General features: G+C 47.0%; 27 protein-coding genes. 26 read left to right on the top strand and 1 reads right to left on the bottom strand.

Annotated elements, in window-relative coordinates; all coding sequences use genetic code 11:
* Positions 1-139: 139 nt before the first annotated feature.
* Entirely contained in the window at positions 140-1,141 is a 1,002-nt protein-coding gene (locus EGM68_RS15575; protein WP_129549534.1) for an ABC transporter substrate-binding protein, read from the bottom strand.
* A 263-nt stretch (positions 1,142-1,404) separates the two neighbouring features.
* Between EGM68_RS15575 and EGM68_RS15570 the strand changes: the two genes are divergently transcribed.
* The 26 genes from EGM68_RS15570 (at position 1,405) to ahrC (ending at position 22,791) form a co-directional block, all read left to right on the top strand.
* Positions 1,405-1,995, top strand: a complete 591-nt coding sequence (locus EGM68_RS15570) for a YqhR family membrane protein (RefSeq protein WP_040103443.1) — start codon at positions 1,405-1,407, stop codon at positions 1,993-1,995.
* Positions 1,996-2,069: 74 nt separating this feature from the next.
* Positions 2,070-3,143, top strand: a complete 1,074-nt coding sequence (locus EGM68_RS15565; RefSeq protein WP_129550334.1) for a M24 family metallopeptidase — start codon at positions 2,070-2,072, stop codon at positions 3,141-3,143.
* Positions 3,144-3,176: 33 nt separating this feature from the next.
* A complete protein-coding gene (gene efp / locus EGM68_RS15560) occupies positions 3,177-3,734 on the top strand; it encodes an elongation factor P (protein ID WP_013371789.1) in 558 nt (185 codons plus the stop codon).
* A 195-nt stretch (positions 3,735-3,929) separates the two neighbouring features.
* On the top strand, positions 3,930-5,183 hold the full coding sequence (locus EGM68_RS15555; protein ID WP_013371788.1) for an aspartate kinase: 1,254 nt from the start codon (positions 3,930-3,932) through the stop codon (positions 5,181-5,183).
* 384 nt (positions 5,184-5,567) lie between these two features.
* Positions 5,568-6,563: a stage III sporulation protein AA gene (spoIIIAA, locus tag EGM68_RS15550; RefSeq protein WP_129549533.1), complete on the top strand. Its 996-nt coding sequence runs from the start codon at positions 5,568-5,570 to the stop codon at positions 6,561-6,563.
* A complete protein-coding gene (gene spoIIIAB / locus EGM68_RS15545; RefSeq protein ID WP_013371786.1) occupies positions 6,556-7,074 on the top strand; it encodes a stage III sporulation protein SpoIIIAB in 519 nt (172 codons plus the stop codon). The genes spoIIIAA and spoIIIAB overlap by 8 nt, the downstream gene beginning before the upstream one ends.
* Before the next feature lie 12 nt (positions 7,075-7,086).
* A complete protein-coding gene (gene spoIIIAC, locus EGM68_RS15540) occupies positions 7,087-7,290 on the top strand; it encodes a stage III sporulation protein AC (RefSeq protein WP_010345636.1) in 204 nt (67 codons plus the stop codon).
* Positions 7,291-7,298: 8 nt separating this feature from the next.
* The gene (spoIIIAD, locus tag EGM68_RS15535) at positions 7,299-7,688 is read left to right on the top strand and encodes a stage III sporulation protein AD (RefSeq protein ID WP_013371785.1); all 390 of its coding nucleotides are present in this window, start codon (positions 7,299-7,301) and stop codon (positions 7,686-7,688) included.
* Positions 7,689-7,700: 12 nt separating this feature from the next.
* A complete protein-coding gene (spoIIIAE, locus tag EGM68_RS15530; protein WP_013371784.1) occupies positions 7,701-8,891 on the top strand; it encodes a stage III sporulation protein AE in 1,191 nt (396 codons plus the stop codon).
* A 38-nt stretch (positions 8,892-8,929) separates the two neighbouring features.
* On the top strand, positions 8,930-9,697 hold the full coding sequence (spoIIIAF, locus tag EGM68_RS15525; protein ID WP_102163675.1) for a stage III sporulation protein AF: 768 nt from the start codon (positions 8,930-8,932) through the stop codon (positions 9,695-9,697).
* Between the two features lie 16 nt (positions 9,698-9,713).
* Complete coding sequence (gene spoIIIAG, locus EGM68_RS15520) at positions 9,714-10,355, top strand: stage III sporulation protein AG (protein ID WP_129549532.1); 642 nt, start codon at positions 9,714-9,716, stop codon at positions 10,353-10,355.
* Positions 10,356-10,417: 62 nt separating this feature from the next.
* Positions 10,418-11,239 (top strand): SpoIIIAH-like family protein, encoded by an 822-nt coding sequence (locus EGM68_RS15515; protein WP_058711536.1) that lies wholly within the window; start codon positions 10,418-10,420, stop codon positions 11,237-11,239.
* A gap of 138 nt (positions 11,240-11,377) precedes the next feature.
* Complete coding sequence (gene accB / locus EGM68_RS15510; RefSeq protein ID WP_013371780.1) at positions 11,378-11,869, top strand: acetyl-CoA carboxylase biotin carboxyl carrier protein; 492 nt, start codon at positions 11,378-11,380, stop codon at positions 11,867-11,869.
* Positions 11,870-11,930: 61 nt separating this feature from the next.
* Positions 11,931-13,274 (top strand): acetyl-CoA carboxylase biotin carboxylase subunit, encoded by a 1,344-nt coding sequence (gene accC / locus EGM68_RS15505; protein WP_013371779.1) that lies wholly within the window; start codon positions 11,931-11,933, stop codon positions 13,272-13,274.
* Between the two features lie 125 nt (positions 13,275-13,399).
* Positions 13,400-13,813 carry an Asp23/Gls24 family envelope stress response protein gene (locus EGM68_RS15500; protein ID WP_013310820.1) on the top strand — a complete coding sequence of 138 codons (414 nt, stop codon included), beginning with the start codon at positions 13,400-13,402 and terminating at the stop codon, positions 13,811-13,813.
* A gap of 73 nt (positions 13,814-13,886) precedes the next feature.
* Positions 13,887-14,426, top strand: a complete 540-nt coding sequence (amaP, locus tag EGM68_RS15495; RefSeq protein ID WP_013371778.1) for an alkaline shock response membrane anchor protein AmaP — start codon at positions 13,887-13,889, stop codon at positions 14,424-14,426.
* A 15-nt stretch (positions 14,427-14,441) separates the two neighbouring features.
* Positions 14,442-14,675 carry a DUF2273 domain-containing protein gene (locus EGM68_RS15490; protein WP_013371777.1) on the top strand — a complete coding sequence of 78 codons (234 nt, stop codon included), beginning with the start codon at positions 14,442-14,444 and terminating at the stop codon, positions 14,673-14,675.
* A gap of 136 nt (positions 14,676-14,811) precedes the next feature.
* Positions 14,812-15,261: a transcription antitermination factor NusB gene (gene nusB / locus EGM68_RS15485; RefSeq protein WP_129549531.1), complete on the top strand. Its 450-nt coding sequence runs from the start codon at positions 14,812-14,814 to the stop codon at positions 15,259-15,261.
* Between the two features lie 37 nt (positions 15,262-15,298).
* Positions 15,299-16,156 (top strand): bifunctional methylenetetrahydrofolate dehydrogenase/methenyltetrahydrofolate cyclohydrolase FolD, encoded by an 858-nt coding sequence (gene folD, locus EGM68_RS15480; protein ID WP_129549530.1) that lies wholly within the window; start codon positions 15,299-15,301, stop codon positions 16,154-16,156.
* Between the two features lie 66 nt (positions 16,157-16,222).
* A complete protein-coding gene (gene xseA / locus EGM68_RS15475; RefSeq protein ID WP_043886124.1) occupies positions 16,223-17,536 on the top strand; it encodes an exodeoxyribonuclease VII large subunit in 1,314 nt (437 codons plus the stop codon).
* Complete coding sequence (xseB, locus tag EGM68_RS15470; RefSeq protein WP_013371773.1) at positions 17,526-17,786, top strand: exodeoxyribonuclease VII small subunit; 261 nt, start codon at positions 17,526-17,528, stop codon at positions 17,784-17,786. Before xseA ends, xseB begins: the two co-directional genes overlap by 11 nt.
* The gene (locus EGM68_RS15465; RefSeq protein ID WP_129549529.1) at positions 17,758-18,681 is read left to right on the top strand and encodes a polyprenyl synthetase family protein; all 924 of its coding nucleotides are present in this window, start codon (positions 17,758-17,760) and stop codon (positions 18,679-18,681) included. The genes xseB and EGM68_RS15465 overlap by 29 nt, the downstream gene beginning before the upstream one ends.
* A gap of 107 nt (positions 18,682-18,788) precedes the next feature.
* On the top strand, positions 18,789-20,687 hold the full coding sequence (dxs, locus tag EGM68_RS15460) for a 1-deoxy-D-xylulose-5-phosphate synthase (protein ID WP_013371771.1): 1,899 nt from the start codon (positions 18,789-18,791) through the stop codon (positions 20,685-20,687).
* A 75-nt stretch (positions 20,688-20,762) separates the two neighbouring features.
* Positions 20,763-21,614: a TlyA family RNA methyltransferase gene (locus EGM68_RS15455; RefSeq protein WP_129549528.1), complete on the top strand. Its 852-nt coding sequence runs from the start codon at positions 20,763-20,765 to the stop codon at positions 21,612-21,614.
* 234 nt (positions 21,615-21,848) lie between these two features.
* The gene (locus tag EGM68_RS15450) at positions 21,849-22,325 is read left to right on the top strand and encodes a hypothetical protein (RefSeq protein WP_129549527.1); all 477 of its coding nucleotides are present in this window, start codon (positions 21,849-21,851) and stop codon (positions 22,323-22,325) included.
* A 16-nt stretch (positions 22,326-22,341) separates the two neighbouring features.
* Positions 22,342-22,791: a transcriptional regulator AhrC/ArgR gene (gene ahrC, locus EGM68_RS15445; protein ID WP_013371768.1), complete on the top strand. Its 450-nt coding sequence runs from the start codon at positions 22,342-22,344 to the stop codon at positions 22,789-22,791.
* Positions 22,792-22,811: the final 20 nt, after the last annotated feature.

The raw sequence follows: 22,811 nt of genomic DNA, 5'->3' as shown, positions 1-22,811 counted from the left end.
AGAAGATGGAAATCCTTGTAGTGTGTGGGGGAGACTCATACCATAGGTTTAAAAAAGCATTTATGAGAGCGGTCAAACTGCCCCCATAAATGCTTATTATCGTCAGTTATAAATCCAGACGGAATCGTCAACATCAAATTTATTGCGTGATTGCCCCTACAACCCCATCAACTAGTCCCTTTGACGAGACCGGGCCGCCAAACGTCCATGTTGTACTGGCCAACGGATAAGTACGTTTTTCTTTGACGAATTTCAAACCGTTCCAAACAGAATTATTTTTCATAGATGAGCCGAAAACATTATCGTCCGGCTGCACAATATAGATAAAGTTACTGTCCTGAACAGCTGACAGAGCTTCAATGCCTACAGTTGAAAAGCCATATGATTCAACCTTGCTCGGTTTCCAATCGTTGACCAAACCGATCTTCGCCAATGTTCCCACGACGACTGAATTATCTGAAAACATACGCAGGCTGGCTGCATTTTGGGAAGTGAAAGCCTGTGTCAGTATAAAATGAAAATCCGACTTGTCTGCAGCGGCGAGCTTTTGTTTGGCTTCGGCATAATGCTGATCCAGATCGGCAAGCACCTGCTTAGCTTTATCCTCTTTTCCAAGAGCGACTGCGATACTATTAAAAATCTCTACCATCTTATCATAGTCGTAGCCGTTACCATCGTTCAGATTATATTCAATCGTCGGTGCGATAGCCTTGAGTTGCTCATAGATTGCTTCATTCCCATCAAAGTTGGAGATGATGAGATCCGGCTTTAATGCAGCAATCGCCTCCAAATTAGGCTCGTTGCGTGTACCCACATCGACCACGTTACTGTCCAGAGCTGCCTCTGGAGTCACATACACCTTATAGTTGGCATTGTCCGCATTACCAATCGGCTGCACGCCCAATGCAATCAAATCCTCCGTGAATGTCCATTCCAGTACTACGACACGCTGAGCGGGCTTGTCAAGCGTGAGCTCACCACGGTTGTGCTTTACTGTCACAGGACCGTTCGCTGCTTCAGTAGGTTTGCTACCCGACGTAGCTGTCTGGCCTTTATTCGCTACATTGTCAGTTGCTCCACAACCTGCCAGTGTGAGCATAAAAGTCAGTAACAATAAGAATCCGATAAATCCCTTTTTCATAGATTGCGTTCTCCTGTATAAACATTATTATAAAATGATAATGATTATCATTTTCATCATTATATTATGAAACAGGATTGAATTTTTGTCAATGAAAAGAATACAAAATCCATTCAATTTCATTGTTAAAATACCCCCCACTGGAGCATACTACCTCTCAAAATGGATAGGCACGAATCTGGTGAAAGTACACATGCTTTTCCTTATAACAATGAGTCTTTACCATGAGAAAATTTATGCATTTCGAAAGGAGATCCAACCACATGAGTGAAACTTACTCTATACCGAAAATAGGTCATGACCAGGAACAGTCTCGCGAATCTCAAGATCAACGTAATCATAATGACAACAGTAGTAGAGGTAGACAACAGTCAGGCAAAGTACATACACCGCTCATTCCCTTTGCACTTGAGCTGGGTTTTTTTGCGGGTTTGCTCTGGGGATTGCTGCGCTGGCTGTTTTATACGCTGCACTTTACAGTAGTGGCGCCTGGCTTTCTGGCAGAGCCGTTTTTTAAGCATTCGTTCATGAACACCATGGCAGGTCATTTGGTAGGGCTGCTGTTTTTTATTGCATTGTCCGTTGTAGCGTCATTGGTGTACACTTTGATTTTGCGCAGGTTTAATGGCCCTATACCCGGTATTATATACGGTCTGATCTGGTGGGTTGTTTTATTTGTGTTAACAGGTCCTAAGTTAGGGATGATGAACCCCCCTCATCGGTTAACATGGAATTCCATATATACGGAAGTTTGTGTATTTATACTGTGGGGACTATTTATCGGATATACCGTTGCAGTCGAGTATACGGATGAAAGAATGCGCGAGCCTGAGAAGGCTGGGGGCAGAACGTAACAAAAACTTCTCAAGCGCCTATCCCCTGTGTTAAAATAGCATTTGGTTATTTGACAGAGGGGAGCGGAATGAAGATGAAGAATGACCGGGTGCTAAAGTTGCGGCAGGCGCTGGGCGAGCATAATCTGCGGGCTATGCTGATTACTAGCCCTGTCAATCGTCGATATTTGACAGGCTTCACAGGTTCAGCGGGTTATGTGCTGATTACAGAATCCCATAGCTATTTGCTGACTGACTTTCGTTATATGACACAAGCGACCGAACAAGCCCAAGGCTTTACGGTAGTGCAGCACGCTGCGCAGGTCATGGAAACAGTAAAAGAATTGCTGTCCTCCCATCAGATTAGCGAAACAGGCTTTGAGCAGGATGATGTAACTGTTGCGACACATAAAGCTTATAGCGAAGATTTGTCACCTATTAAGCTGGTTCCGGTATCGGGCATTGTGGAAAAGCTGCGGGTGTACAAGGATGCGGAAGAGCTGGAAGTGATGCAACGGGCAGCGGATTTGGCAGATGCTACATTTGCACACATTTTACCTTACATCAAACCAGGAGTCAGCGAGCGTGAGCTGGATCTGGAAATGGAATTCTTCATGCGCAAGCAGGGAGCTACTTCTTCTTCATTTGACACGATTGTGGCATCCGGAGTTCGTTCGGCATTGCCTCATGGAGTAGCCAGTGCAAAGTTAGTACAAGCAGGTGAGCTGATTACGTTTGATTTTGGTGCGTTGCTGGATGGCTATTGCTCCGATTTGACCCGTACAGTGGCTACACAAGGGGATTTGGCGCCTCAGTTGCGCGAGATCTATGATATTGTACTTAAGGCGCAGCTTCACGCACTCGAACATATTAAGCCGGGCATGACAGGCCGTGAAGCGGATGCGTTGACCCGGGATATTATTGCGAGCCATGGCTATGGAGACAATTTCGGACACAGTACAGGTCATGGTCTGGGTCTTGAAGTGCATGAATCTACACGTCTGTCGAAGGCAAGTGATGATATTCTGGAGCCGGGCATGGTTGTAACGGTCGAACCAGGTATCTATGTGCCTGGATTTGGCGGTGTACGGATCGAGGATGATATCGTTATTACAGATAGCGGCATCAAAGTATTAACGCATTCGAGCAAAGAATTTACAGTCGTTTAATAACGATAACAGTCCTGTAGGAGGGGTATTTTAGTGATTAACGTTAATGATTTTAAAACAGGTTTGACCGTCGAGGTAGACGGAGATATTTTTACAGTGCTGGATTTTCAACACGTAAAACCAGGTAAAGGCGCAGCATTCGTACGCTCCAAGTTGAAAAACCTGCGTAACGGTAATACGGTTGAACGTACATTCCGTGCGGGTGAAACAATTGGCCGGGCGCAAATCGAAAATCGTGGTGTATCTTATCTGTATGCTAGTGCAGACGATCACACATTCATGGACAACGAAACATATGATCAATTTACATTGTCCAGCGATCAACTGAAATGGGAGCTTAACTTCCTGAAAGAAAACATGAATGTAAACATCATAAGCTACAACGGAGAAATCCTGGGTATCAACTTGCCTACCAGCGTGGAGCTCAAAGTAATTGAAACAGAACCAGGTATTAAAGGGAATACAGCTACAGGTGCAACCAAAAATGCCAAACTGGAAACAGGTTTGAATGTTCAAGTTCCTCTGTTTATTAACCAAGATGACGTATTGTTAATTGATACTCGTGACGGCAAATACATGTCACGCGCATAGAATTTACAGTTTCTGGTATCCTCTGTCCTTGTTAAGGGCGGGGGATATTTTTATATATAGGAATATTAAAAAACATTGGCTCCACACAGCACTTTCGTATTATACTGTACTAAAGTTATGCCGCAGGATGTCACGTTCAAATCGTTTGGTGCCATCTCAAGGTTACATACTGTGAGTCTGAGGGAGTGAATATCGTTGTCTTTGTATGTCATGAAATTCGGAGGCAGTTCCGTCGGTGACACGGAGCGCATGAAACGCGTGGCAAAACGCGTCGTTGAGAAACAGAGTGAAGGGCATCAATGTGTAGTGGTCGTTTCCGCAATGGGAGACACGACAGACGAATTGATTGACCAGGCTAAATTATTAAATGAGCAGTTGCCTGCACGTGAGCTGGATATGTTGATGACGACAGGCGAGCAAATTTCAATCGCATTGTTGTCGATGGCTATTCAGCAGCTGGGTCATGAAGCGGTATCGTTTACAGGATGGCAGGCTGGCTTCCGTACTGAATCTGACTTTGGTCGGGCACGGATTACGGATATTCAACCTCAGCGTGTGCTGGATGCACTGAGCAGCAACAAGATTGTTGTTGTAGCTGGTTTCCAGGGGATGTCTGCAGATGGAGATATTACTACGCTGGGACGTGGTGGTTCTGATACGACGGCCGTTGCGCTGGCGGCGGCGATTCAAGCGGATGCCTGTGAAATTTACACGGATGTGGACGGCATATATTCAACAGATCCACGAATCGTGAAGGTGGCACGTAAGCTAAAAGAAATTTCTTATGATGAGATGCTGGAATTAGCCAATTTAGGTGCGGCTGTTTTACATCCCCGTGCGGTAGAGTATGCCAAACATAACCGGGTACCGTTGATTGTGCGGTCCAGTTTTAACCATAATGAAGGAACAGTCGTAAAGGAGGATGCAGTAATGGAGCAAGGCGTTGTAGTCAGTGGAATTGCATATGATAAAAATGTAGCAAGAATCAGTATTTTGGGCGTTGCAGATATCCCTGGTGTACTGGCAAAAGTTTTCGGAACACTGGCAGCAGCCAAAATTGATGTAGACATTATTGTGCAGAGCGGGGTTGAAGCTGGAAAAGCAGATTTCTCCTTTACAGTAGCTCTGACGGATCGTGAAGCTGCACTTAAGACACTGGAAGGTATTCGCGGAGAGCTTCCATATCGTGAAGTAACGTCTGAGGAAAATCTGGTGAAGGTATCCATTGTAGGTGCGGGAATGGTTAGCCACCCGGGTGTTGCAGCGCAAATGTTTGCCGTGCTGGCCGAGCAAGGCGTTAGCATTAAAATGGTAAGCACATCCGAAATCAAGGTATCGTGTGTAATTGAAGCTGGAAAGCTTCATGAGGTTATTCAAGCGTTGCATACAGCTTATAATCTGGATACCGAGGAGCAAGCGTTTGTGGGCGGACCTAAAGACCGTCGTTAATAACATCAAATGATTTAGGGAAACGCTATAACGGGGAATATATTATACGCTCCCTAGTTATAGATGGATAAATCATAGAATACAGCAGTAGGTTAAGAGGTTGTTCCATCAGTGAGAGTCAGACTGTGGAGCAGCCTCTTTTTGCTCTAAATCTAGCTTTTTTATTTAAGGGTATCCCTTAGCCGCCAAGGCTTAGAGGGAACCTTTTTTTATTATATAAAGCAGGGAAAGGGGCTTGAATGAGCGGGGGAAAGGTCCGCTGAGCGTGGATAGGAGTGAGCAAATGTTCGACTGAATTTTCAATATATTTTCGGCATAAAAAGCGAGAGTCAGCCATAGACTTGTCTTAAAGAAAAAGGACAACTGTGAGGGGGCGGCACTGGTATGGAATGGCTGGAGTTATTTCCGGAACCGTTGCACGGTATACTCGGAAGGCTTCCAGAAACCGTATTTAAGCAACTGGAAGAAATCCGGATCCGGGAAGGAAGGCCGCTGGAAGTTAATGCGAATGGTGATCATCATTTTGTTACGACTGCTGGTCGGCTGACTTTGAATCCTGTTGAAGCCTATAAGCCTAACCGCGAGGATGCCCACCGATTACTGGATTTTATCAGTAATCATTCCTTGTACACCATGGAAGAGGAGCTTCGCAAAGGGTTTATTACGATCCCTGGCGGTCATCGTATTGGCTTGGCAGGGAGAACCGTGCTCAACCGAGGGCGAGTAGAGCATTTGCGAGATATAAGCAGCTTTAATGTACGAATTGCTCGGGCCATTCCTGGCATAGCTGATCGGATATTGCCTTATGTAGCGGATCGAAAATCTGGAATGATACGGCATACGCTCATCTTGTCACCGCCTCAGCATGGCAAGACGACGTTGCTTAGGGACTTGGCTCGGCAACTGAGTTACGGAGGGATGGAAAGCAACGGAGGGCGACGAAATGGACTTAAGGTGGGTATTATAGATGAACGCTCTGAGATTGCTGGCAGTCACAAGGGCATCCCCGGTTTTGATGTCGGACCTCGCACCGATGTATTGGACGGATGCCCGAAAGCAGAGGGCATGATGATGATGATTCGCTCGATGTCACCGGATGTCCTGATTGTTGATGAAATCGGGCGGCCAGAAGATGCAGAGGCGGTGCGTGAAGCACTTCACGCAGGCATCGCAGTCATTGCTTCCGCACATGGTCGCGATGTGGCTGAAATGGCGAGCCGATCTGCCTTTGCTGGATTAGCTACAGGACAGGAGCTGTTCCAGCTCTACGTCATGCTGGAGCGGACGAGCCGGGGTGTCTCTTTTCGCCTGGCAGATGCCAAGCAGCGCAGGCTGACACTGCCTGGGGAAGGGCAGAACGGGGGCATCTCCTATGCTTAAGTTGCTGGGAGCTGTCTTGGTTATACTAGCCACCACACTGGCAGGCTGGCAGCGGGCAAGGCAATTTGCCATGAGGCCGCGGCAAATCAGAGAGTTAATTCTCGCACTGCAAAGACTGACCACCGAGGTTTCTTACGGGGTGTCTCCGTTACCAGATGCTTTCGCCAAGACAGGAGAGCCCTTGCGAGAGCCGCTGCGCTCTCTGTTTCAGCAAGCCTCACGCTGGATGCACCCCTCGTTTGGCCTGACCGCCAGAGAAAGCTTGCATAAAGCGATTGAAGTCTCGTGGAGCCGTTCCTCTATGAAGCAGGCCGAGAAGGAAGCGATGCGTCAGCTTGCTTACAGCCTTGGAACCAGCGACCGTGAGGACCAGATCAAGCACATTGCGCTGACCATCCAGCAGTTATCCCATGAAGAAGCGCAGGCGCAGGCAGATCAGGTGAGATACGAGCGTATGAGCAGAAGCCTGGGACTGCTGATCGGAGCATTGATCGTCATTTTGATCTATTAGCGGGGTGCTCGAATGAATTTAGAAGTGAACGCAATTTTCCAGATTGCCGGAATTGGCATTATTATCGCTATGATTCATACCGTACTAAAGCAAATGGGCAAGGAAGACATGGCCCATTGGGTGACGGTCATCGGTTTCGTTGTAGTGCTGTTCATGGTGGTGCGAATGCTGGATAACCTTCTGCAAGAGATCAAATCTATTTTTCTTTTTCAGTAGGTGAACACATGGAAATTATTCAAGTGGTGGGCTTCGCCCTCGTTGCCACAGTCCTCATCTTAGTTATCAAGGAACAGAAGCCGATGTTTGCCTTTTTGATTGCAACAGCTGCGGGAATCGTCATTTTTTTGCTGCTGATTGGCAAGATCGGATCTGTGGTTGCCGTGCTGGAGCGACTGGCCAGGTCTTCAGGCATGGACATGATTTATTTTAAAACCGTATTAAAAATAATCGGTATCGCTTATATTGCTGAATTTGGAGCACAGATCGTACGGGATGCGGGACAAGACGGTATTGCTTCCAAGATAGAGCTTACTGGAAAGGTACTCATCATGGTACTCGCAATCCCGATTATCAGCATTATTATTGATACCATTCTGAAGCTGATGCCCGCCTGAGGGGGTGATGCCATGAAAAGGCTGGGGGGCATGCCGAATCTCAAAGTTATTGTGATTTTGCTGCTATGTCTCTGGTGCGCCTCGGCTGCGGTCCTCTTCGCAGATACACCTACAAACGAATGGATCAGACAACAGGCGGAGCAAATGCCCAAAGATGATGTTGAACATTATTGGGACGGACTCATGAAGCAATACGGCGGATTTTTCCCTGACCAGAAAACGCCTTCTTTCATGGACATGCTGCTTCCGGGTGGTGAAGGATTCACCATAAAAGGTGTGTTGATGGCTATAGCTGATTTTTTCATCCATGAAATCCGGGTGAATGCCAAGCTGCTCGTCACCATCGTCATGCTCAGCATTATGAGTATGGTGCTGGAAACGCTGCAAAGCGCTTTTGAAAGCAAGCAGGTCAGCAAAGTTGCCTACGCTATCGTGTACATGGTCATTATCATTTTGGCGATTAATAGCTTTAGTGTAGCGATTGGTTATGCCAAAGAAGCAATTGACAGCATGATTCATTTCATGATGGCGATGTTGCCCTTGCTGTTTACCATGTTGGCCTCGATGGGTAACGTTGTCACAGTTTCGGTGACCCACCCGCTGATTGTATTTATGATCAACACGGTCGGAACAGTCATTCATACGCTTGTTTTCCCGCTGCTTTTCTTCTCGGCTGTGCTGTACTTGGTCAACTCGCTCACGGGCAAATACAAGCTGACCCAGTTAGCTGACCTACTGCGGAACGCTGGTGTTGCCGTGCTGGGAGTGCTTCTGACTATTTTTCTAGGAGTCATTTCGGTACAGGGATTAACCTCTTCGGTTACTGACGGATTAACAATCCGTACAGCTAAATATATTACAGGTAGCTTTGTTCCAGTGGTAGGCAAGGCGCTGGCAGATGCAACTGATACGGTCATTTCGGCATCACTGCTCGTTAAAAATGCCATCGGTCTTGTGGGAGTCATCATTATTTTGTTCCTATGCGCTTTTCCTGCTCTCAAGATTCTGACACTAGCTCTCATTTATAAAGTGACCGCAGCAATCATGCAGCCTTTGGGAGATACGCCTATTGTGGAATGTTTGGATGCCATCGGCAAGAGTATGATTTATGTTTTTGCGGCACTGGCGGCAGTGGGATTAATGTCCTTCCTTGCGATTACCGTCATGCTCGCAGCAGGCAATATGACGGTCATGATGAGGTGAATACATGCACATAATCCAACGAGAGGGAGGCGAGTGACGTGACCTGGCTGGGAGGCTGGCTCAAGGAACTAGTGCTAATCGTGCTGCTGGCTTCTTTTGTCGATATGATCTTACCGAGCCGATCTATGGAAAGGTATGTCAAACTCGTACTCAGCCTGCTTGTTTTGCTGACATTGCTATCTCCGATTGTGCGCTTGCTGAGCAGCAGTCCCTCAGAGGTTCTGGGGCGAGCATTGGATCTGCAACGCCAGGCAGAGACAGGTAACAGGGAACCGACATTGGAGGAAATCTTAGCCAAAGGCAACAAGCTAAAGCAACAGCAGGAACAAAGCTCCTTGCAATGGGCAGGCAAAGAGGTAGCTAAGGAAATGAAAGGGCAATTGGAGCAGTACACTGGGTTAGCAATTCAGTCGGTCCAGGTGACCCTTGCGCAGATTCAGCAGAAAGAATCGGGGCTAGAGGCAGGAACGGGTGTTCAGTCAGTAGTGGTCAAATTGGCGGAGCAGAAGGCAGAAAAAGAAAAAAACACAAACGTCCCGCCGGATACAGATATCAAGCCGGTTATCGTGGAGCCTGTAGCTGAAAAGACAGTGAATATTCGTGTAGAGCCGACACAGTCAAAAACCTCTAATCATAATGAAGGAACGCGAGAAGATGATCGTAGTCCTGACGAAACAACAGAGGATGGCAAACCTGCGGATCAGAAAGCTTTTGGCTTAATCACAGGCATTCTACGTGAAAAATGGGGGATCGACAGCACACATGTTCAGGTGATTAATTCGCAGGATGGAACACATGAATGGTAACAGGAGGTGAACCGAAATGGGTAAATGGAGGAAAAAGCTGGAGCAATGGATGGGTGAAGGGGGAGACGGAGCGAAAAAGTTCAATTCATTTCGTTGGCTACTTATTCTTGGCCTTATCGGTGTAGCGATCATGCTCTTTAATTCATTCGTTAATGTGAAAAAAGTCGACCCGGAAAACGTAGGGAGGGAACCGCCTGGCGTAATGAAAAATGAGCCTGCGTTAGAAACAACGGTAGGTGAGGACAGTTCCTTTGCCGGAATCGAGAAGGCTTTTGAGGACAATATGAAACAGATGCTAGAGCAGATTGTTGGCGTAGGAACCGTCGATGTCATGGTTACGGTAGACTCTACCGAAGAAGTGATCGTTCAACGGAATGTGAAGGACATGCAGGAAGAAAATAACGAGACGGACGCTAATGGTGGACAAAGGCACACTACTCAATATACACGCGATGGTGAGATTGTCACCTATGAATCATCTGGTGGTCAGCATACTCCGATTGTTACGAAAAAAGTAAAACCACAGGTAAGGGGAGTGCTTGTTGTGGCTATGGGGGCAGAAAACCCTACGGTGAAGCAGCTCATTGTGGATGCTGTGCAGAAGGGACTGAACGTACCTTCATACAAAATATCAGTCGTTCCGCGTAAGCAGGGATAATATGGAATTTAAGAACAAAGAAGTTAATATTGCAAACCACTTATGAATATGGAGGACAGAACATGAATAATAAAAGACAAACCGTTTGGCTGGTGTCCATGCTGAGTTTAATGGTGGTACTGTCTGCATATTATTTGTTTACGGAGGACTCTAGTCCGGCGAATCCGCCCGTGGCAGACAGCGAGCAGGTGAGCAAGGTTAAACAGGATGCTGCCCAGGAAGCAACGTCAAAGGCAGAAGAACAAATGAACGAACTGAAAGTAAATGAAGTGGTAACCAATGGAGAAGTAACTGACGGAACAGCAGGGACTTCCACAAAGGACACGGCTTCTACAACTGATCCAGCAACAGAATCATCAAAAGCCGGTAAAGACACAGCCGCCGCCCCTGCTACTGAATCGACTGCATCCGATCAAAACACAACTACAGCTAAGACAGACACGACAGCTAAAAGTGATGACAAAGCAGCTTCTAGCGCCAAAACCGACAAGCAGGTACTTGATCAAGTAGCAAACGAACAAGCAGCCCAACCAACAGCGGCAGCTGTGATTGACAACTATTTGCTGGAGCGGGATGTGGAAAATCAAAAGAAAAATGACGAGCTGACTACGGCAATGAATGATAGTACACCTCAGAAAGCTGCAGAGGCGCAAAAGGAATTACATGTACTTGAAGATAAACAGGCCAAAATTACCGGTATCGAAGAAGAGCTACAGCAGCAATTCGCCAATGCAGTCGTCCGCGAGGAAGATGCTGATAAATACAAAGTAGTGGTTCTGAGTGAAAAATTGGATGCTAAGCAAGCGGTAACGATTGTCGATAAAGTCATGAAGGAATTAAACGTTACGCAGGACAAGATCAGTGTCCAGTATGTTACACAATAAGACAAAAAACGCGAAAAAGCCCGGATTTCTGCACAATCCCGGGCTCTTTCTATTTTTAATGATTGTGATATAATACATAAAGCTGTTTCAAAAATGTTATCAGCAACCGGCAAAATGCTGAAGGAGTGATTAATAGAGATGTTTAAATTAAGCGAGATTAAGGAATTGATCAAGCTGGTGGATGAAACGTCTGTGCATGAGCTTGAAATTGAAAATGAAGGAACTCGCCTCATGATCCGTAAACCGGGCAAAAGCGAGATCGTTACGGTACAGGCTCCTGTAACAGCACCTGCTTATACAGTGGCGCCACAAGCTGCAATTCCGAATCCACAAGCACAGTCCGATGTTGGACATGCAACTGCTGGGGAACCGAAGGAATATGCAAGCAATCTACATAAAATCGTATCTCCGATGGTGGGCACTTTCTATAGTTCTTCATCCCCGGATACGGCCCCGTATGTGAGTATCGGCAGTAAAGTAGGCGATAAAACAACGGTATGTATTATTGAAGCGATGAAGTTGATGAACGAGTTGGAAGCTGAAGTGAAGGGCGAAATTGTTGAAATTTTGGCCGAAAACGGACAGTTGGTTGAGTATGGCCAGCCATTGTTCCTTGTGAAACCGGAGTAAGAAGCTTGTTTGTCCCCTTTTTTGAGGGTTCGGCAAGACTGCTCCCAGGGAGGATAAAGTCATGACATTTCAAAAAGTATTAATCGCGAACCGTGGAGAAATTGCAGTTCGTATCATTCGCGCTTGCCGCGAAATGAATATTTCGACAGTTGCCGTTTATTCGGAAGCTGACAAGGATTCGTTACATGTACGTCTCGCAGATGAGGCTTACTGTATCGGACCGACGTTGTCTAAGGACAGCTACCTTAATTTTACGAACCTGATGAGTGTTGCTACATTGACTGAATGTGATGCCATTCATCCAGGTTACGGATTTTTGGCGGAAAATGCAGACTTCGCTGAAATTTGCGAATCGTGCAATATTACGTTTATCGGACCTTCTCCTGAAGCAATTAACAAAATGGGAGACAAGGCTGTAGCCAAGCAGACCATGAAGGATGCCGGGGTTCCGGTTATTCCAGGTTCAGACGGACTGGTTGAGGATGTGCAGGATGCGATCAGCATCGCACGTGATATCGGATATCCGGTCATTATCAAGGCCACAGCAGGTGGTGGTGGTAAAGGTATTCGTATCGCCGAAGATGAGGATAACCTTATTCAACAAATCACTACTGCTCAGCAGGAAGCGCAAAAGGCCTTTGGCAATGCGGGTGTGTATCTGGAAAAATATTTGACCGGTATGAAACACGTGGAAATACAGATCATCGCGGACAAGCATGGTAATGTTGCCTATTTGGGCGAACGGGACTGCTCTGTACAGCGTCGTCGTCAGAAGTTGTTGGAGGAAGCACCATGTCCAGTACTTTCGCAGGATGTTCGTGAAGAAATGGGACAGGCGGCTGTTCGTGCAGCTTTGGCCGTTCAATACTCTGGCGCAGGTACGCTTGAATTTTTGCTTGGCCCGGACAATAAATTCTATTTCATGGAAATGAACACACGTATTCAGGTAGAACATCCAGTAACAGAAATGATTACCGGTGTAGACCTGATTAAAGAAATGATTTCGGTCGCTGAAGGGCATCCGCTTTCCTTTACTCAGGAAGAAGTCACGATTAATGGCTGGGCAATCGAATGCCGCATTAACGCTGAGGACCCGGATCGTAATTTTATGCCTGCACCGGGTAAAATCGGATTTTATCTGCCTCCAGGCGGTCCTGGAGTACGGGTAGACAGCGCTGCTTATCCAGGCTATAGCATTCCGCCTTACTATGACTCAATGATCGCCAAGCTGATTGTATGGGCGCCTACACGGCAGGAGGCGATTGCCAAAATGAAGCGGGCTTTAGCTGAGTTTGCTATTGAGGGCATACCCACAACGATTTCTTTTCACCAGCGCTTGCTAGAGCATCCGACCTTTATTGAAGGCGATTTTGATATTAAATTTTTGGAGGAAAACGAAGTTTAATCGGTATATTTCCTCAGTTTGTCATAATGAACGCCAAATGATATAGTATGGATAATAAGTGAGCATGTCTGCTTTGATATCCAAAGCTGGAATGAAACTTATTTTGACCGAAAGGTGTTGAAGGTATGAGCACAGTGCCAACCGAATTCGAACGTACAGAAATTGGGGAAATTCAAATTGCCCCGGAAGTTATTGAAGTCATTGCCGGACTGGCTACCGTTGAAGTACCAGGTGTAGCGGGAATGAGTGGCGGATTTGCTGGCGGATTTGCCGAACTGCTAGGCCGCAAAAATTTATCTAAAGGTGTAAAAGTGGAAGTCGGACAGCGTGAAGCTGCTGTAGACGTCTCCGTCATTATTGAGTATGGTAACCGTCTGCCTGAGGTGGCTGCTGCTATTCAGCATAATGTTAAGCGTTCCATTGAAAACATGACAGGTCTTAACGTGGTAGAAGTGAACGTGCAAATTCATGATGTTCAATTCAAAAATGCTGAAAAAGTAGAAGAGCCGGAAGTGCTGGGCGCCGGACGGGTTAAATAGAGCGATACTTTGTACAAACCCCCGACCCTTATGGGTCGAGGGTTTACTCTAATTTAAGGAGGCTGTGCGTTTCGTGGCTAAAGTTATGGACAGACTTCTGCTGTTTTTGTACAGCTTAAGTATCGGAATTATTTCCATTCTCGCCATCCTCCTCCTGAGCGGGGCCATTCCGTATGTTTTAAGCATTGAGGATGAGCGAGTGGTGTGGTTTACCAGCTTGATTATTGCAGGAGTTCTGTTGTTATTGAGTCTTCGGGTTTTTTATATCTCTATTCGACGGAACCAAACCGTACAGCATTCTATTGATCAGCGAACCGAATATGGTGACATTCAGATTTCGGTGGATACCATCGAAAACCTGTGCCTCAAAGCGGCTTCCCGATTTCGCGGGATGCAGGATCTAAAAGCACGCGTTCGTGTGTTGGAATCGGGACTTGATATTACGATTCGGGCGATTGTTGACGGGGAAAGCTCCATTCCAGTGTTAACCTCCGAGGTACAAAAGGGGGTACACGACCATGTGGAAGAAATTACAGGAATTCCAGTATCCAATGTGTCGGTGTACATCGCTAATGTTTCTCAGTCACCAAGCTTTAAGAGTCGTGTGGAATAGAGGTGATTTTCCCTGATGCCCTGGAAAGAAATATGGGGAAGTTACAAGGGCCGGATCATGGGGATCACGGCCGGTATTTTTTTCGGTTTTATTTATTTGTGGGCAGGCTTTTGGAATATGTTGTTCTTTGCATTGATGGTGTTCATCGGATATACGCTAGGAAGGCGTAGCGATTCAGCGCTTGGTTCATTCCTCCCTTGGAAAGAATGGAGCGAATGGTTGTCGCAACGTTGGCGTCCTTTTAAATGAACCCTGTGATACGTGTTCTCCAAAATACAGCTGTAGCTTATTTGCGCCCAACGGTTTTGGAGGATGCGTTCACAGGTTTTTTTGTGGAAATTGGTTAGAATGAAAAATAGATATAGGCAAGCGTAGGAGGCAGGGCATGAAAAGACGTCTGGCGAGGGAATTAGCGGTACAGAGTATGTACCATATGGAAATGAATGAAGTGGATGCGGCGGCAGCTGTAGACATGCTGCTTCAGGAAGCGGCTGAGGAAAACGAAGCCGAAGTTGTGATTAAAAACGCGGAAGTGTTAAGAGCATATGTTTTGGAGCATGTGCGTGGCACATGGGAGCACAAGGAAGCTATTGACGGGCTGTTGGCGGATTACCTGAAAGGCTGGCAGATCAGCCGACTTTCACGTGTGGATCGTCAAATTTTGAGGCTTGCGGTATATGAAATGATTTTTCGCGAGGATGTTCCAGCCAAGGTATCAGTCAATGAAGCCATTGAATTGTCGAAGCACTTTGGTACCGAGGAATCGGGTAAATTTGTTAATGGTGTACTGGGACGAGTTATACAAGAGCTGGAGCAATTGAAAGCACGTTTTTAATTAGAGACTACTGAATCAGGTTGGGGAGTGGTTAAACATGTCAGCACCGATCATTGATGGTAAACAAATCTCTCAGGATATCCGGGCAAGCATTCAGCAAGAGGTCATTCGTTTGAAAGAACACAGCTTTCAACCCGGACTGGCTGTTGTACTGGTGGGCGAAGATCCTGCTTCTAAGGTGTATGTTAAAAATAAGGAAAAGGCGTGTCATGATCTCGGCTATTACTCTGAGGTTCATCGACTGGCGGCAGATACTTCGCAAGAAGCATTACTGAAACTGGTGGATAAGCTGAATCATCAAAGTAATATCCATGGGATATTGGTGCAACTGCCATTGCCAAAGCATATTCAGGAAAAAGCTGTCATTGACGCGATTGCAGTGGAGAAAGATGTTGACGGATTTCATCCGGTAAACGTAGGAAACCTGGTCATCGGTGATGATAGCCTACTGCCTTGTACTCCCGCTGGAGTCATTGAGTTAATCAAGCGTGCTGGAGTAGAGATAGCTGGTAAACATGCAGTTGTTATTGGTCGCAGTAATATCGTGGGCAAGCCAGTCTCTTTATTGCTGCAGCGTGAAAATGCTACGGTTACGATGTGTCACTCTCGTACAGCGAATATGGCCGAGCTCAGCAGACAAGCGGATATTTTGGTCGTTGCCATCGGTAAAGCCAATTTTATTGATGCTTCGTTCGTAAAACCAGGTGCAGTAGTTATCGATGTGGGAATGAATCGTCTGGAGAACGGAAAGCTGGCGGGTGACGTTGATTTTGAGAGCGTAAAGCAAGTGTCCGGTCCGATTACGCCTGTTCCCGGCGGAGTAGGCCCAATGACGATTACAATGCTGATGCAAAATACGCTCGTAGCGGCCAAGCGGTCGTACGGTTTGGCATAAAGGCAGCTACCTGTGGCTGAACAACAACGTATTTATTCTATAAAGGACCTGAATCGTTATATCCGGATGAAACTGGAATCCGATCAGGTGCTGTCTGATGTATGGATACGCGGGGAGATTTCTAACTTTACGCATCATTCGAGTGGTCACATGTACTTTACGCTCAAGGATGAGGGGAGCCGGATACGTTCGATTATGTTTGCGACCCATAATAGACGGCTCCCTTTCGTACCAAAAGAAGGTACGCGTGTTATCGCCCGGGGAAACGTATCCGTGTATGAACGGGATGGACAATATCAATTTTATGCGACGCAAATGCAGCCTGACGGTATAGGCAGCCTTTATTTGGCTTATGAACAACTCAAACAAAAGCTTGATGCAGAAGGGCTGTTTGATACCGCTCGCAAACGGAATCTGCCCGCTCACCCGGCAACCATCGGTGTAATTACGTCACCGACCGGAGCGGCTGTGCGTGATATTATCACCACACTTCAACGCCGATACCCGCAGGCTGGAATCGTGTTGTATCCTGTTCTTGTGCAAGGAAAGGGTGCTGCCCCCTCGATCGTTAAGGCAATTGAAGCCATGAATCGTATGCAGGAGGTTCAGGTGATGATCGTCGGACGGGGCGGTGGCTCCTTAGAAGAACTGTGGGCATTTAATGAGGAAGCGGTTGCGCGTGCCATTTACGCATCGGTCATTCCTGTCATTTCGGCTGTTGGACACGAAACGGATTTTACCATTGCCGATTTTGTGGCTGACTTACGCGCAGCGACGCCGACCGCAGCAGCTGAGCTGGCTGTGCCTCACCAGGGAGAGCTTCGGGATCAGCTGCTCCAGCGGGAGCAACGGTTGCGCAACGCCCTTAGGCAGCGGCTGGAAGCCAGTCGTGAACGCTTGCTGAGGCTTCGGCGTTCGCCAGTGCTGCTGCATCCACGCCGCTACATGCTCCAGCATGCAGAGCGGATGGATATGCTGCATCAGCGTCTGATCCGCGCAGCAGCTAACCGTTCACGCTTAAACGCAGAGAAAAATGCTCGTATGCGTCAGGTACTAGAGCGGTTTAATCCGCGCGAACAAATTCGTTCGGCGCGCAAGCAGACGGATATGGCACAACGTCAGCTGGAGTCTGCGATGCGTGCGATCACAAAAACGGGACGGCAGCAGCTGCATACCGGAATTCGTCAGCTGGATGCGCTGAGTCCGCTCAAAGTCATGGCCCGAGGCTACAGCTTGGTATACGATGAGCAGGAGAAACGGCTGATCAAGTCGCTCAAAGATGTACAACCGGGAGATTCCATTAAGATAAAAGTGAGTGACGGGCAGTTAGACTGTCAAGTATGGGGAATGAAGGAGGACGCGAAGCACGGTGGCGAATGAAGCGGAATTGAATTTTGAAGCGGCCATGGCCGCTCTTGAAGAAATTGTCGGACAACTGGAGCATGGAGACGTTCCTCTGGAGCAAGCCATTGATTTGTTCCAGCGGGGGATGAAGCTGTCTCAGCTTTGCAGCCAGAAGCTGGAACAGGTCGAACGTAAAATTGAAATGATTGTGGAAGAGGATGGAGATTTGCGCAAGAAGCCTTTCGGTGGCGGATTGGATGAAAACGGCGGTGAAGGGCTTGAATAGACTGTCGTTCAAGGAATATTTGGCTGTGACGGCAGATGCAGTTTCGTCTGCATTGACCGAGCAGTTTCCGGCGCATTGGGACATTCCAGATGTCCTTCGAGAATCTATGAACTATTCACTGACCGCAGGCGGAAAACGGCTGCGGCCTCTGCTTGTGATCGCCGCTGCGGAAGCATTTGGTGGAAGCAGGGAAGCGGCGTTGCCAGTAGCATGTGCGGTAGAAATGGTACATACGTATTCCCTCATTCACGACGATTTGCCGGCGATGGATGATGATGATTATCGGCGAGGAAAGCTGACGAATCATAAGGTATACGGCGAGGCGGTTGCTGTTCTTGCGGGCGATGCTTTGCTGACCCATGCGTTTTATTGCATCGTGCAGGCAGGTCGTCGTCACGGGGTTTCTTCCGACGCGCTATTGTCCATAGTTGAGGATTTATCCGAAATGAGCGGCGCCAGAGGTATGGTAGGTGGACAGGTCGCAGATATGTCAGGCGAGCAGGGAATGACGGGGATTAAGGAACTGGAATATATCCACCTTCATAAAACGGCTGATTTGATCATTTTCTCACTCTTGGCAGGTGGACGGATTGCTGGGGCAGACAAGAGTCAACTAGAGGCGCTTCGCTGTTTTGGACGAGATCTGGGCCTGGCCTTTCAAATTCAGGACGATATATTGGATCTCGTAGGCGATGAAAGCAAAATGGGAAAAAAAACGCAGAGTGATGTTGAACAAGAGAAGGTTACCTATCCGTATTTCATCGGTATGGACGCATCTCTGCGACAAGTGGAGGAACTCACAGTGTCTGCCAAAAAAGTGATTGCAGAAGGTGGCATTCCCGATTCTTCGCGTTTGCTGGAGATAGCGGATTACCTGATGAAGCGTGATCATTAGTAGCATTAGAACTGGTTTGACTTGTCTGCGTTTAAGCACAGTCCAAAAGTGTGATATAATACTTGTTAACTTTACACACAAACTTGAAGGAAAGCGGGGAGATATGCGTGCTGCTTCCACACATAAAGCAACCAGGCGATCTGAAATCACTGTCGGTTGAGGAGTTGGCTTCTCTAGCCGAGGAAATCAGGAGCTTTTTGATTGAGAAGCTGTCCGTGACTGGGGGGCATCTGGCATCGAATCTGGGAGTGGTTGAGCTCACGATCGCCCTGCATTATTGCTATAACAGTCCAAAGGACAAGATGATTTATGACGTTGGGCACCAAGCCTACGTGCACAAAATATTGACAGGGCGAATGGATCGTTTTGATACACTTCGTCAGCGTGATGGACTTTGTGGTTTTGTAAAAAGAAGCGAGAGCGAGCATGATGTTTGGGAAGCTGGACATAGCAGCACTTCCCTTTCGGCTGCAATGGGGATGGCCTTGGCACGAGATTTAAAGGGCGAGGACAATAAAGTTATTGCAATGATCGGGGACGGAGCATTGACTGGGGGCATGGCCTTCGAAGCATTAAACCATATTGGTCATGAACGTAAAAATTTAATGGTCATTCTGAATGATAATGAAATGTCCATCGCCCCGAATGTAGGGGCCATGCATAATTATTTGAGCAAAATTCGCTCGGACCGTCACTATTTGCGGGCAAAGGATGAGCTGGAAGTTTTGCTGAAAAAAATACCCGCTATAGGCGGTAAACTTGCCAAATCGGCTGGCCGTGTCAAGGACAGTCTTAAATATATGATGGTGCCAGGTGTGCTGTTTGAGGAGCTGGGATTTACGTATCTTGGTCCGGTCGATGGACATGATTTGTCCAAGCTAATTGAGACTTTTCAGCAGGCTGATAACGTTACTGGCCCCGTATTAGTGCATGTCGTAACCACCAAGGGTAAAGGCTATAAACCTGCGGAGGCCGATTCGCACAAGTGGCACGGCATCAGTCCATACAAAATTGAATCAGGTCAGGTACTCAAAGCCGTGGGCAATCCGATGTATACAGAAATTTTCGGTAGAACGCTGATTGAGCTGGCTGAACAGGATGAGCGGATCATTGCGGTCACCCCTGCAATGCCTGGTGGATCAGGGCTAGTACCGTTTAGTAAAGAGTTTCCTACACGTATGATTGACGTCGGTATCGCTGAGCAGCATGCTGCAACCATGTGTGCAGCGTTAGCAATGGAAGGGATGAAGCCGGTATTTGCGGTGTATTCCACTTTTATGCAGCGTGCATATGACCAAATTGTGCACGATATTTGTCGTCATAATGCCAACGTGATGTTCGCGATTGATCGTGCTGGTTTTGTTGGTGCTGATGGTGAAACTCATCATGGCGTGTTTGATGTAGCATTCCTGCGTCATATCCCGAATCTGGTGCTTATGATGCCAAAGGATGAAAATGAGCTGCGCCATATGATGAAAACAGCACTTGACTACGAAGACGGTCCAATTGCTTATCGTTACCCACGTGTTAACGTGGTTGGTGTGCCATTGGATAATGAATTGCGGGCTATTCCCATCGGCAGTTGGGAGTTTCTGCGTAAAGGTGAGGGCTTCGCTGTAATCGCTTCAGGACCAATGCTCCAAGTGGCGACAGAGGCTGCGGAGGCGATGAAACGTGAGGGTATGCAAGTGGGCGTTGTGAATGCACGCTTCCTCAAGCCTTTGGATGAGGAGATGTTGCGTGAACTGGCCCGCCAGCATACGAAGCTGATCGTATTGGAAGAAGCTTCTGAAGCGGGAAGTTTGGGTAGCGCTGTACTGGAATTTTACGCTAAAGAAGAAATACAAGATGCACAGGTGCGCTTAATGGGGATTCCCGATCTGTTTGTGGAGCACGGCTCCATAAAAGAGCAGCGCGCTGAAGTGGGACTTACCGTTGAAGCTGTGTGCTTAAAGCTGCGTAAGTGGTCTGCTGAGCCAGCATATGGCATGGGGCAATCTGTATAGGGTAACTTAAAGTAAACAACATGATATTATAAAAAGTATGACAAGAGCAGCCTGGCTGCCTAAAGGGAGATTAACATGTCTGTTCCGAAGGAACGCATTGATGTATTGCTTGTAGAACAAGGTTTTTTTGAAAGCCGTGAAAAAGCTAAAGCCGCAATCATGGCAGGTCTAGTGTTGGCGGACAGCGAACGGATCGAGAAAGCGGGAATGAAGGTACCACGTTCCAGCGAGCTTAAAGTTAAAGGGGCGGTGCATCCGTATGTAAGCCGTGGAGGGTTGAAGCTCGAAAAGGCCATCCGTCAATTCGAGCTGGACATGAAGGGCAGGACGATGCTGGATATCGGTTCATCAACCGGAGGCTTTACGGATTGTGCGCTTCAGCATGGAGTTGAGTACGTGTATGCCATTGATGTGGGGTATAATCAGCTGGATTGGTCACTTCGTAATGATGAACGTGTATGCGTTATGGAGAAAACAAATTTCAGATATATGACACCTGCAGATTTGGGCGGTCCTGTGCCTAATTTCGCAAGTATTGATGTTTCTTTTATTTCGTTACGAATTATTTTGCCACCGTTGCTTGCATTGCTGCATCAACCTGCTGATATTGTAGCTCTAATTAAGCCTCAATTCGAAGCTGGACGCGAAAAGGTTGGGAAATCTGGCGTGGTTCGAGATCCTGCTACACATAAAGAAGTGCTGCAGACCATCTTGATGTTTGCGCATGAGCTTGGCCTGACATTGCAAGGCTTGGCCTTTTCCCCTATTACAGGTGGCGAAGGAAATATTGAGTTTTTAGCACATTGGCGTTTGGATGGCCTTCCGTCTGCTAAATCACAGCCGGAGAAGGTGGATTTCAGTCCACTAATTGAACGAACCGTTCAGGAAGCAGGTCAGACTTTTAATAACGGCCCATCGCGTAAGTGACATTCAGGGGTTCTCCATGAGTTCTGTGAACTTAAGAGAACCTCTTTTTGGTGTGAGGGATTGATTGTAGAACTCACGTTCGCCTATAATGAGAGGTATAATTGCAGATATGTATTTTCATTCACACAGATGTGATGAACCCAATTGAATATCCGGTCGCAGGTACAGCGTACCTGTATGAGGAAAAGGGATTTTATATCTTGTCCTAGAATATGTCCATGAGGTGATCGGTTCATGGACACGCGATACGATACGGTTATCATCACTGTGATCGGGGTGATATTAGGGATATGGGCTTTATATAGCCTGCGTGCCTGGTTAAAAGAGCCGGGACCGCTTGTGCTAAAAACGATACCAATTAACGAGGAATTGAACGAAGGACCTGCTGTGGACCAACTAGAAGAAGCAGGGTATGAAGTGGTGGGCGGGAAAATGAAAATACCGCTTGCTTTTAAAGTGAATGGACATACCGTGTATAGCCGTTTGTTTATTGATTACGTAGCTGTACGTAACGGTTCGACATATATGGTCAAAACGTCACGCCGCAAGAAACCGATGGAGTGGAACGGTCCTGATTTACGGGACAGGCTTATGCCTTATTTGCTGCTCTATCCGGGCTGTGCGGGGGTATTGTACGTTGATACGGACGAGAAAAGTATTCGCCTTATTACATTAATGGAAGACCTCGAAGAAGAGGAATATGAAGGTTAATCCATAGGAGGATTATATGAAGGGTCAACGACATATTAAAATCAGGGAAATTATTTCACAACATGAGATTGAAACGCAGGATGATTTAGTTGAAGCATTGCGTGAGGCTGGTTTCCAGGTCACGCAGGCAACTGTATCCCGGGATATCAAAGAACTGCTGCTCATAAAGGTTCCAATGGACGACGGCAGATATAAATATTCGATGCCTTCAGACCAGCGCTACAATCCGACGCAGAAACTGAAACGTACATTGGTTGACAACTTTTTGCATATTGACTACACAACCAATCTGATTGTGATGAAGTGCCTGCCAGGAACAGCTAACTCGATTGCTGCTTTATTAGATAATATTGAATGGTCTGAGGTCATGGGTACGATCAGCGGGGATGACACCATTTTGATTATCTGCCGATCGGAAGAAAATAGCGAAACTATCGTGAATCGTCTTATGGGCTACATTTCCTAATTATAAAGTACGCATATTAG

Origin of the sequence: Paenibacillus sp. M-152 (assembly GCF_003856555.1) — a bacterium.
Classification (GTDB): domain Bacteria; phylum Bacillota; class Bacilli; order Paenibacillales; family Paenibacillaceae; genus Paenibacillus; species Paenibacillus polymyxa_C.
The sequence above is the reverse complement of the archived record's forward strand: the minus strand, read 5'-3'. Positions and strand labels throughout refer to the sequence as shown.

What these genes read in the sequence shown, in the direction of transcription:
- EGM68_RS15575 (WP_129549534.1), bottom strand. Translation starts at nt 1,141, where the DNA reads ATGAAAAAGGGATTTATCGGATTCTTATTGTTACTGACTTTTATGCTC.
- EGM68_RS15570 (WP_040103443.1), top strand. Translation starts at nt 1,405, where the DNA reads ATGAGTGAAACTTACTCTATACCGAAAATAGGTCATGACCAGGAACAG.
- EGM68_RS15565 (WP_129550334.1), top strand. Translation starts at nt 2,070, where the DNA reads ATGAAGAATGACCGGGTGCTAAAGTTGCGGCAGGCGCTGGGCGAGCAT.
- spoIIIAA (WP_129549533.1), top strand. Translation starts at nt 5,568, where the DNA reads ATGGAATGGCTGGAGTTATTTCCGGAACCGTTGCACGGTATACTCGGA.
- spoIIIAB (WP_013371786.1), top strand. Translation starts at nt 6,556, where the DNA reads ATGCTTAAGTTGCTGGGAGCTGTCTTGGTTATACTAGCCACCACACTG.
- spoIIIAC (WP_010345636.1), top strand. Translation starts at nt 7,087, where the DNA reads ATGAATTTAGAAGTGAACGCAATTTTCCAGATTGCCGGAATTGGCATT.
- spoIIIAD (WP_013371785.1), top strand. Translation starts at nt 7,299, where the DNA reads ATGGAAATTATTCAAGTGGTGGGCTTCGCCCTCGTTGCCACAGTCCTC.
- spoIIIAE (WP_013371784.1), top strand. Translation starts at nt 7,701, where the DNA reads ATGAAAAGGCTGGGGGGCATGCCGAATCTCAAAGTTATTGTGATTTTG.
- spoIIIAG (WP_129549532.1), top strand. Translation starts at nt 9,714, where the DNA reads ATGGGTAAATGGAGGAAAAAGCTGGAGCAATGGATGGGTGAAGGGGGA.
- EGM68_RS15515 (WP_058711536.1), top strand. Translation starts at nt 10,418, where the DNA reads ATGAATAATAAAAGACAAACCGTTTGGCTGGTGTCCATGCTGAGTTTA.
- accB (WP_013371780.1), top strand. Translation starts at nt 11,378, where the DNA reads ATGTTTAAATTAAGCGAGATTAAGGAATTGATCAAGCTGGTGGATGAA.
- accC (WP_013371779.1), top strand. Translation starts at nt 11,931, where the DNA reads ATGACATTTCAAAAAGTATTAATCGCGAACCGTGGAGAAATTGCAGTT.
- EGM68_RS15500 (WP_013310820.1), top strand. Translation starts at nt 13,400, where the DNA reads ATGAGCACAGTGCCAACCGAATTCGAACGTACAGAAATTGGGGAAATT.
- EGM68_RS15490 (WP_013371777.1), top strand. Translation starts at nt 14,442, where the DNA reads ATGCCCTGGAAAGAAATATGGGGAAGTTACAAGGGCCGGATCATGGGG.
- nusB (WP_129549531.1), top strand. Translation starts at nt 14,812, where the DNA reads ATGAAAAGACGTCTGGCGAGGGAATTAGCGGTACAGAGTATGTACCAT.
- folD (WP_129549530.1), top strand. Translation starts at nt 15,299, where the DNA reads ATGTCAGCACCGATCATTGATGGTAAACAAATCTCTCAGGATATCCGG.
- xseA (WP_043886124.1), top strand. Translation starts at nt 16,223, where the DNA reads ATGAAACTGGAATCCGATCAGGTGCTGTCTGATGTATGGATACGCGGG.
- EGM68_RS15465 (WP_129549529.1), top strand. Translation starts at nt 17,758, where the DNA reads ATGAAAACGGCGGTGAAGGGCTTGAATAGACTGTCGTTCAAGGAATAT.
- EGM68_RS15455 (WP_129549528.1), top strand. Translation starts at nt 20,763, where the DNA reads ATGTCTGTTCCGAAGGAACGCATTGATGTATTGCTTGTAGAACAAGGT.
- EGM68_RS15450 (WP_129549527.1), top strand. Translation starts at nt 21,849, where the DNA reads ATGGACACGCGATACGATACGGTTATCATCACTGTGATCGGGGTGATA.
- ahrC (WP_013371768.1), top strand. Translation starts at nt 22,342, where the DNA reads ATGAAGGGTCAACGACATATTAAAATCAGGGAAATTATTTCACAACAT.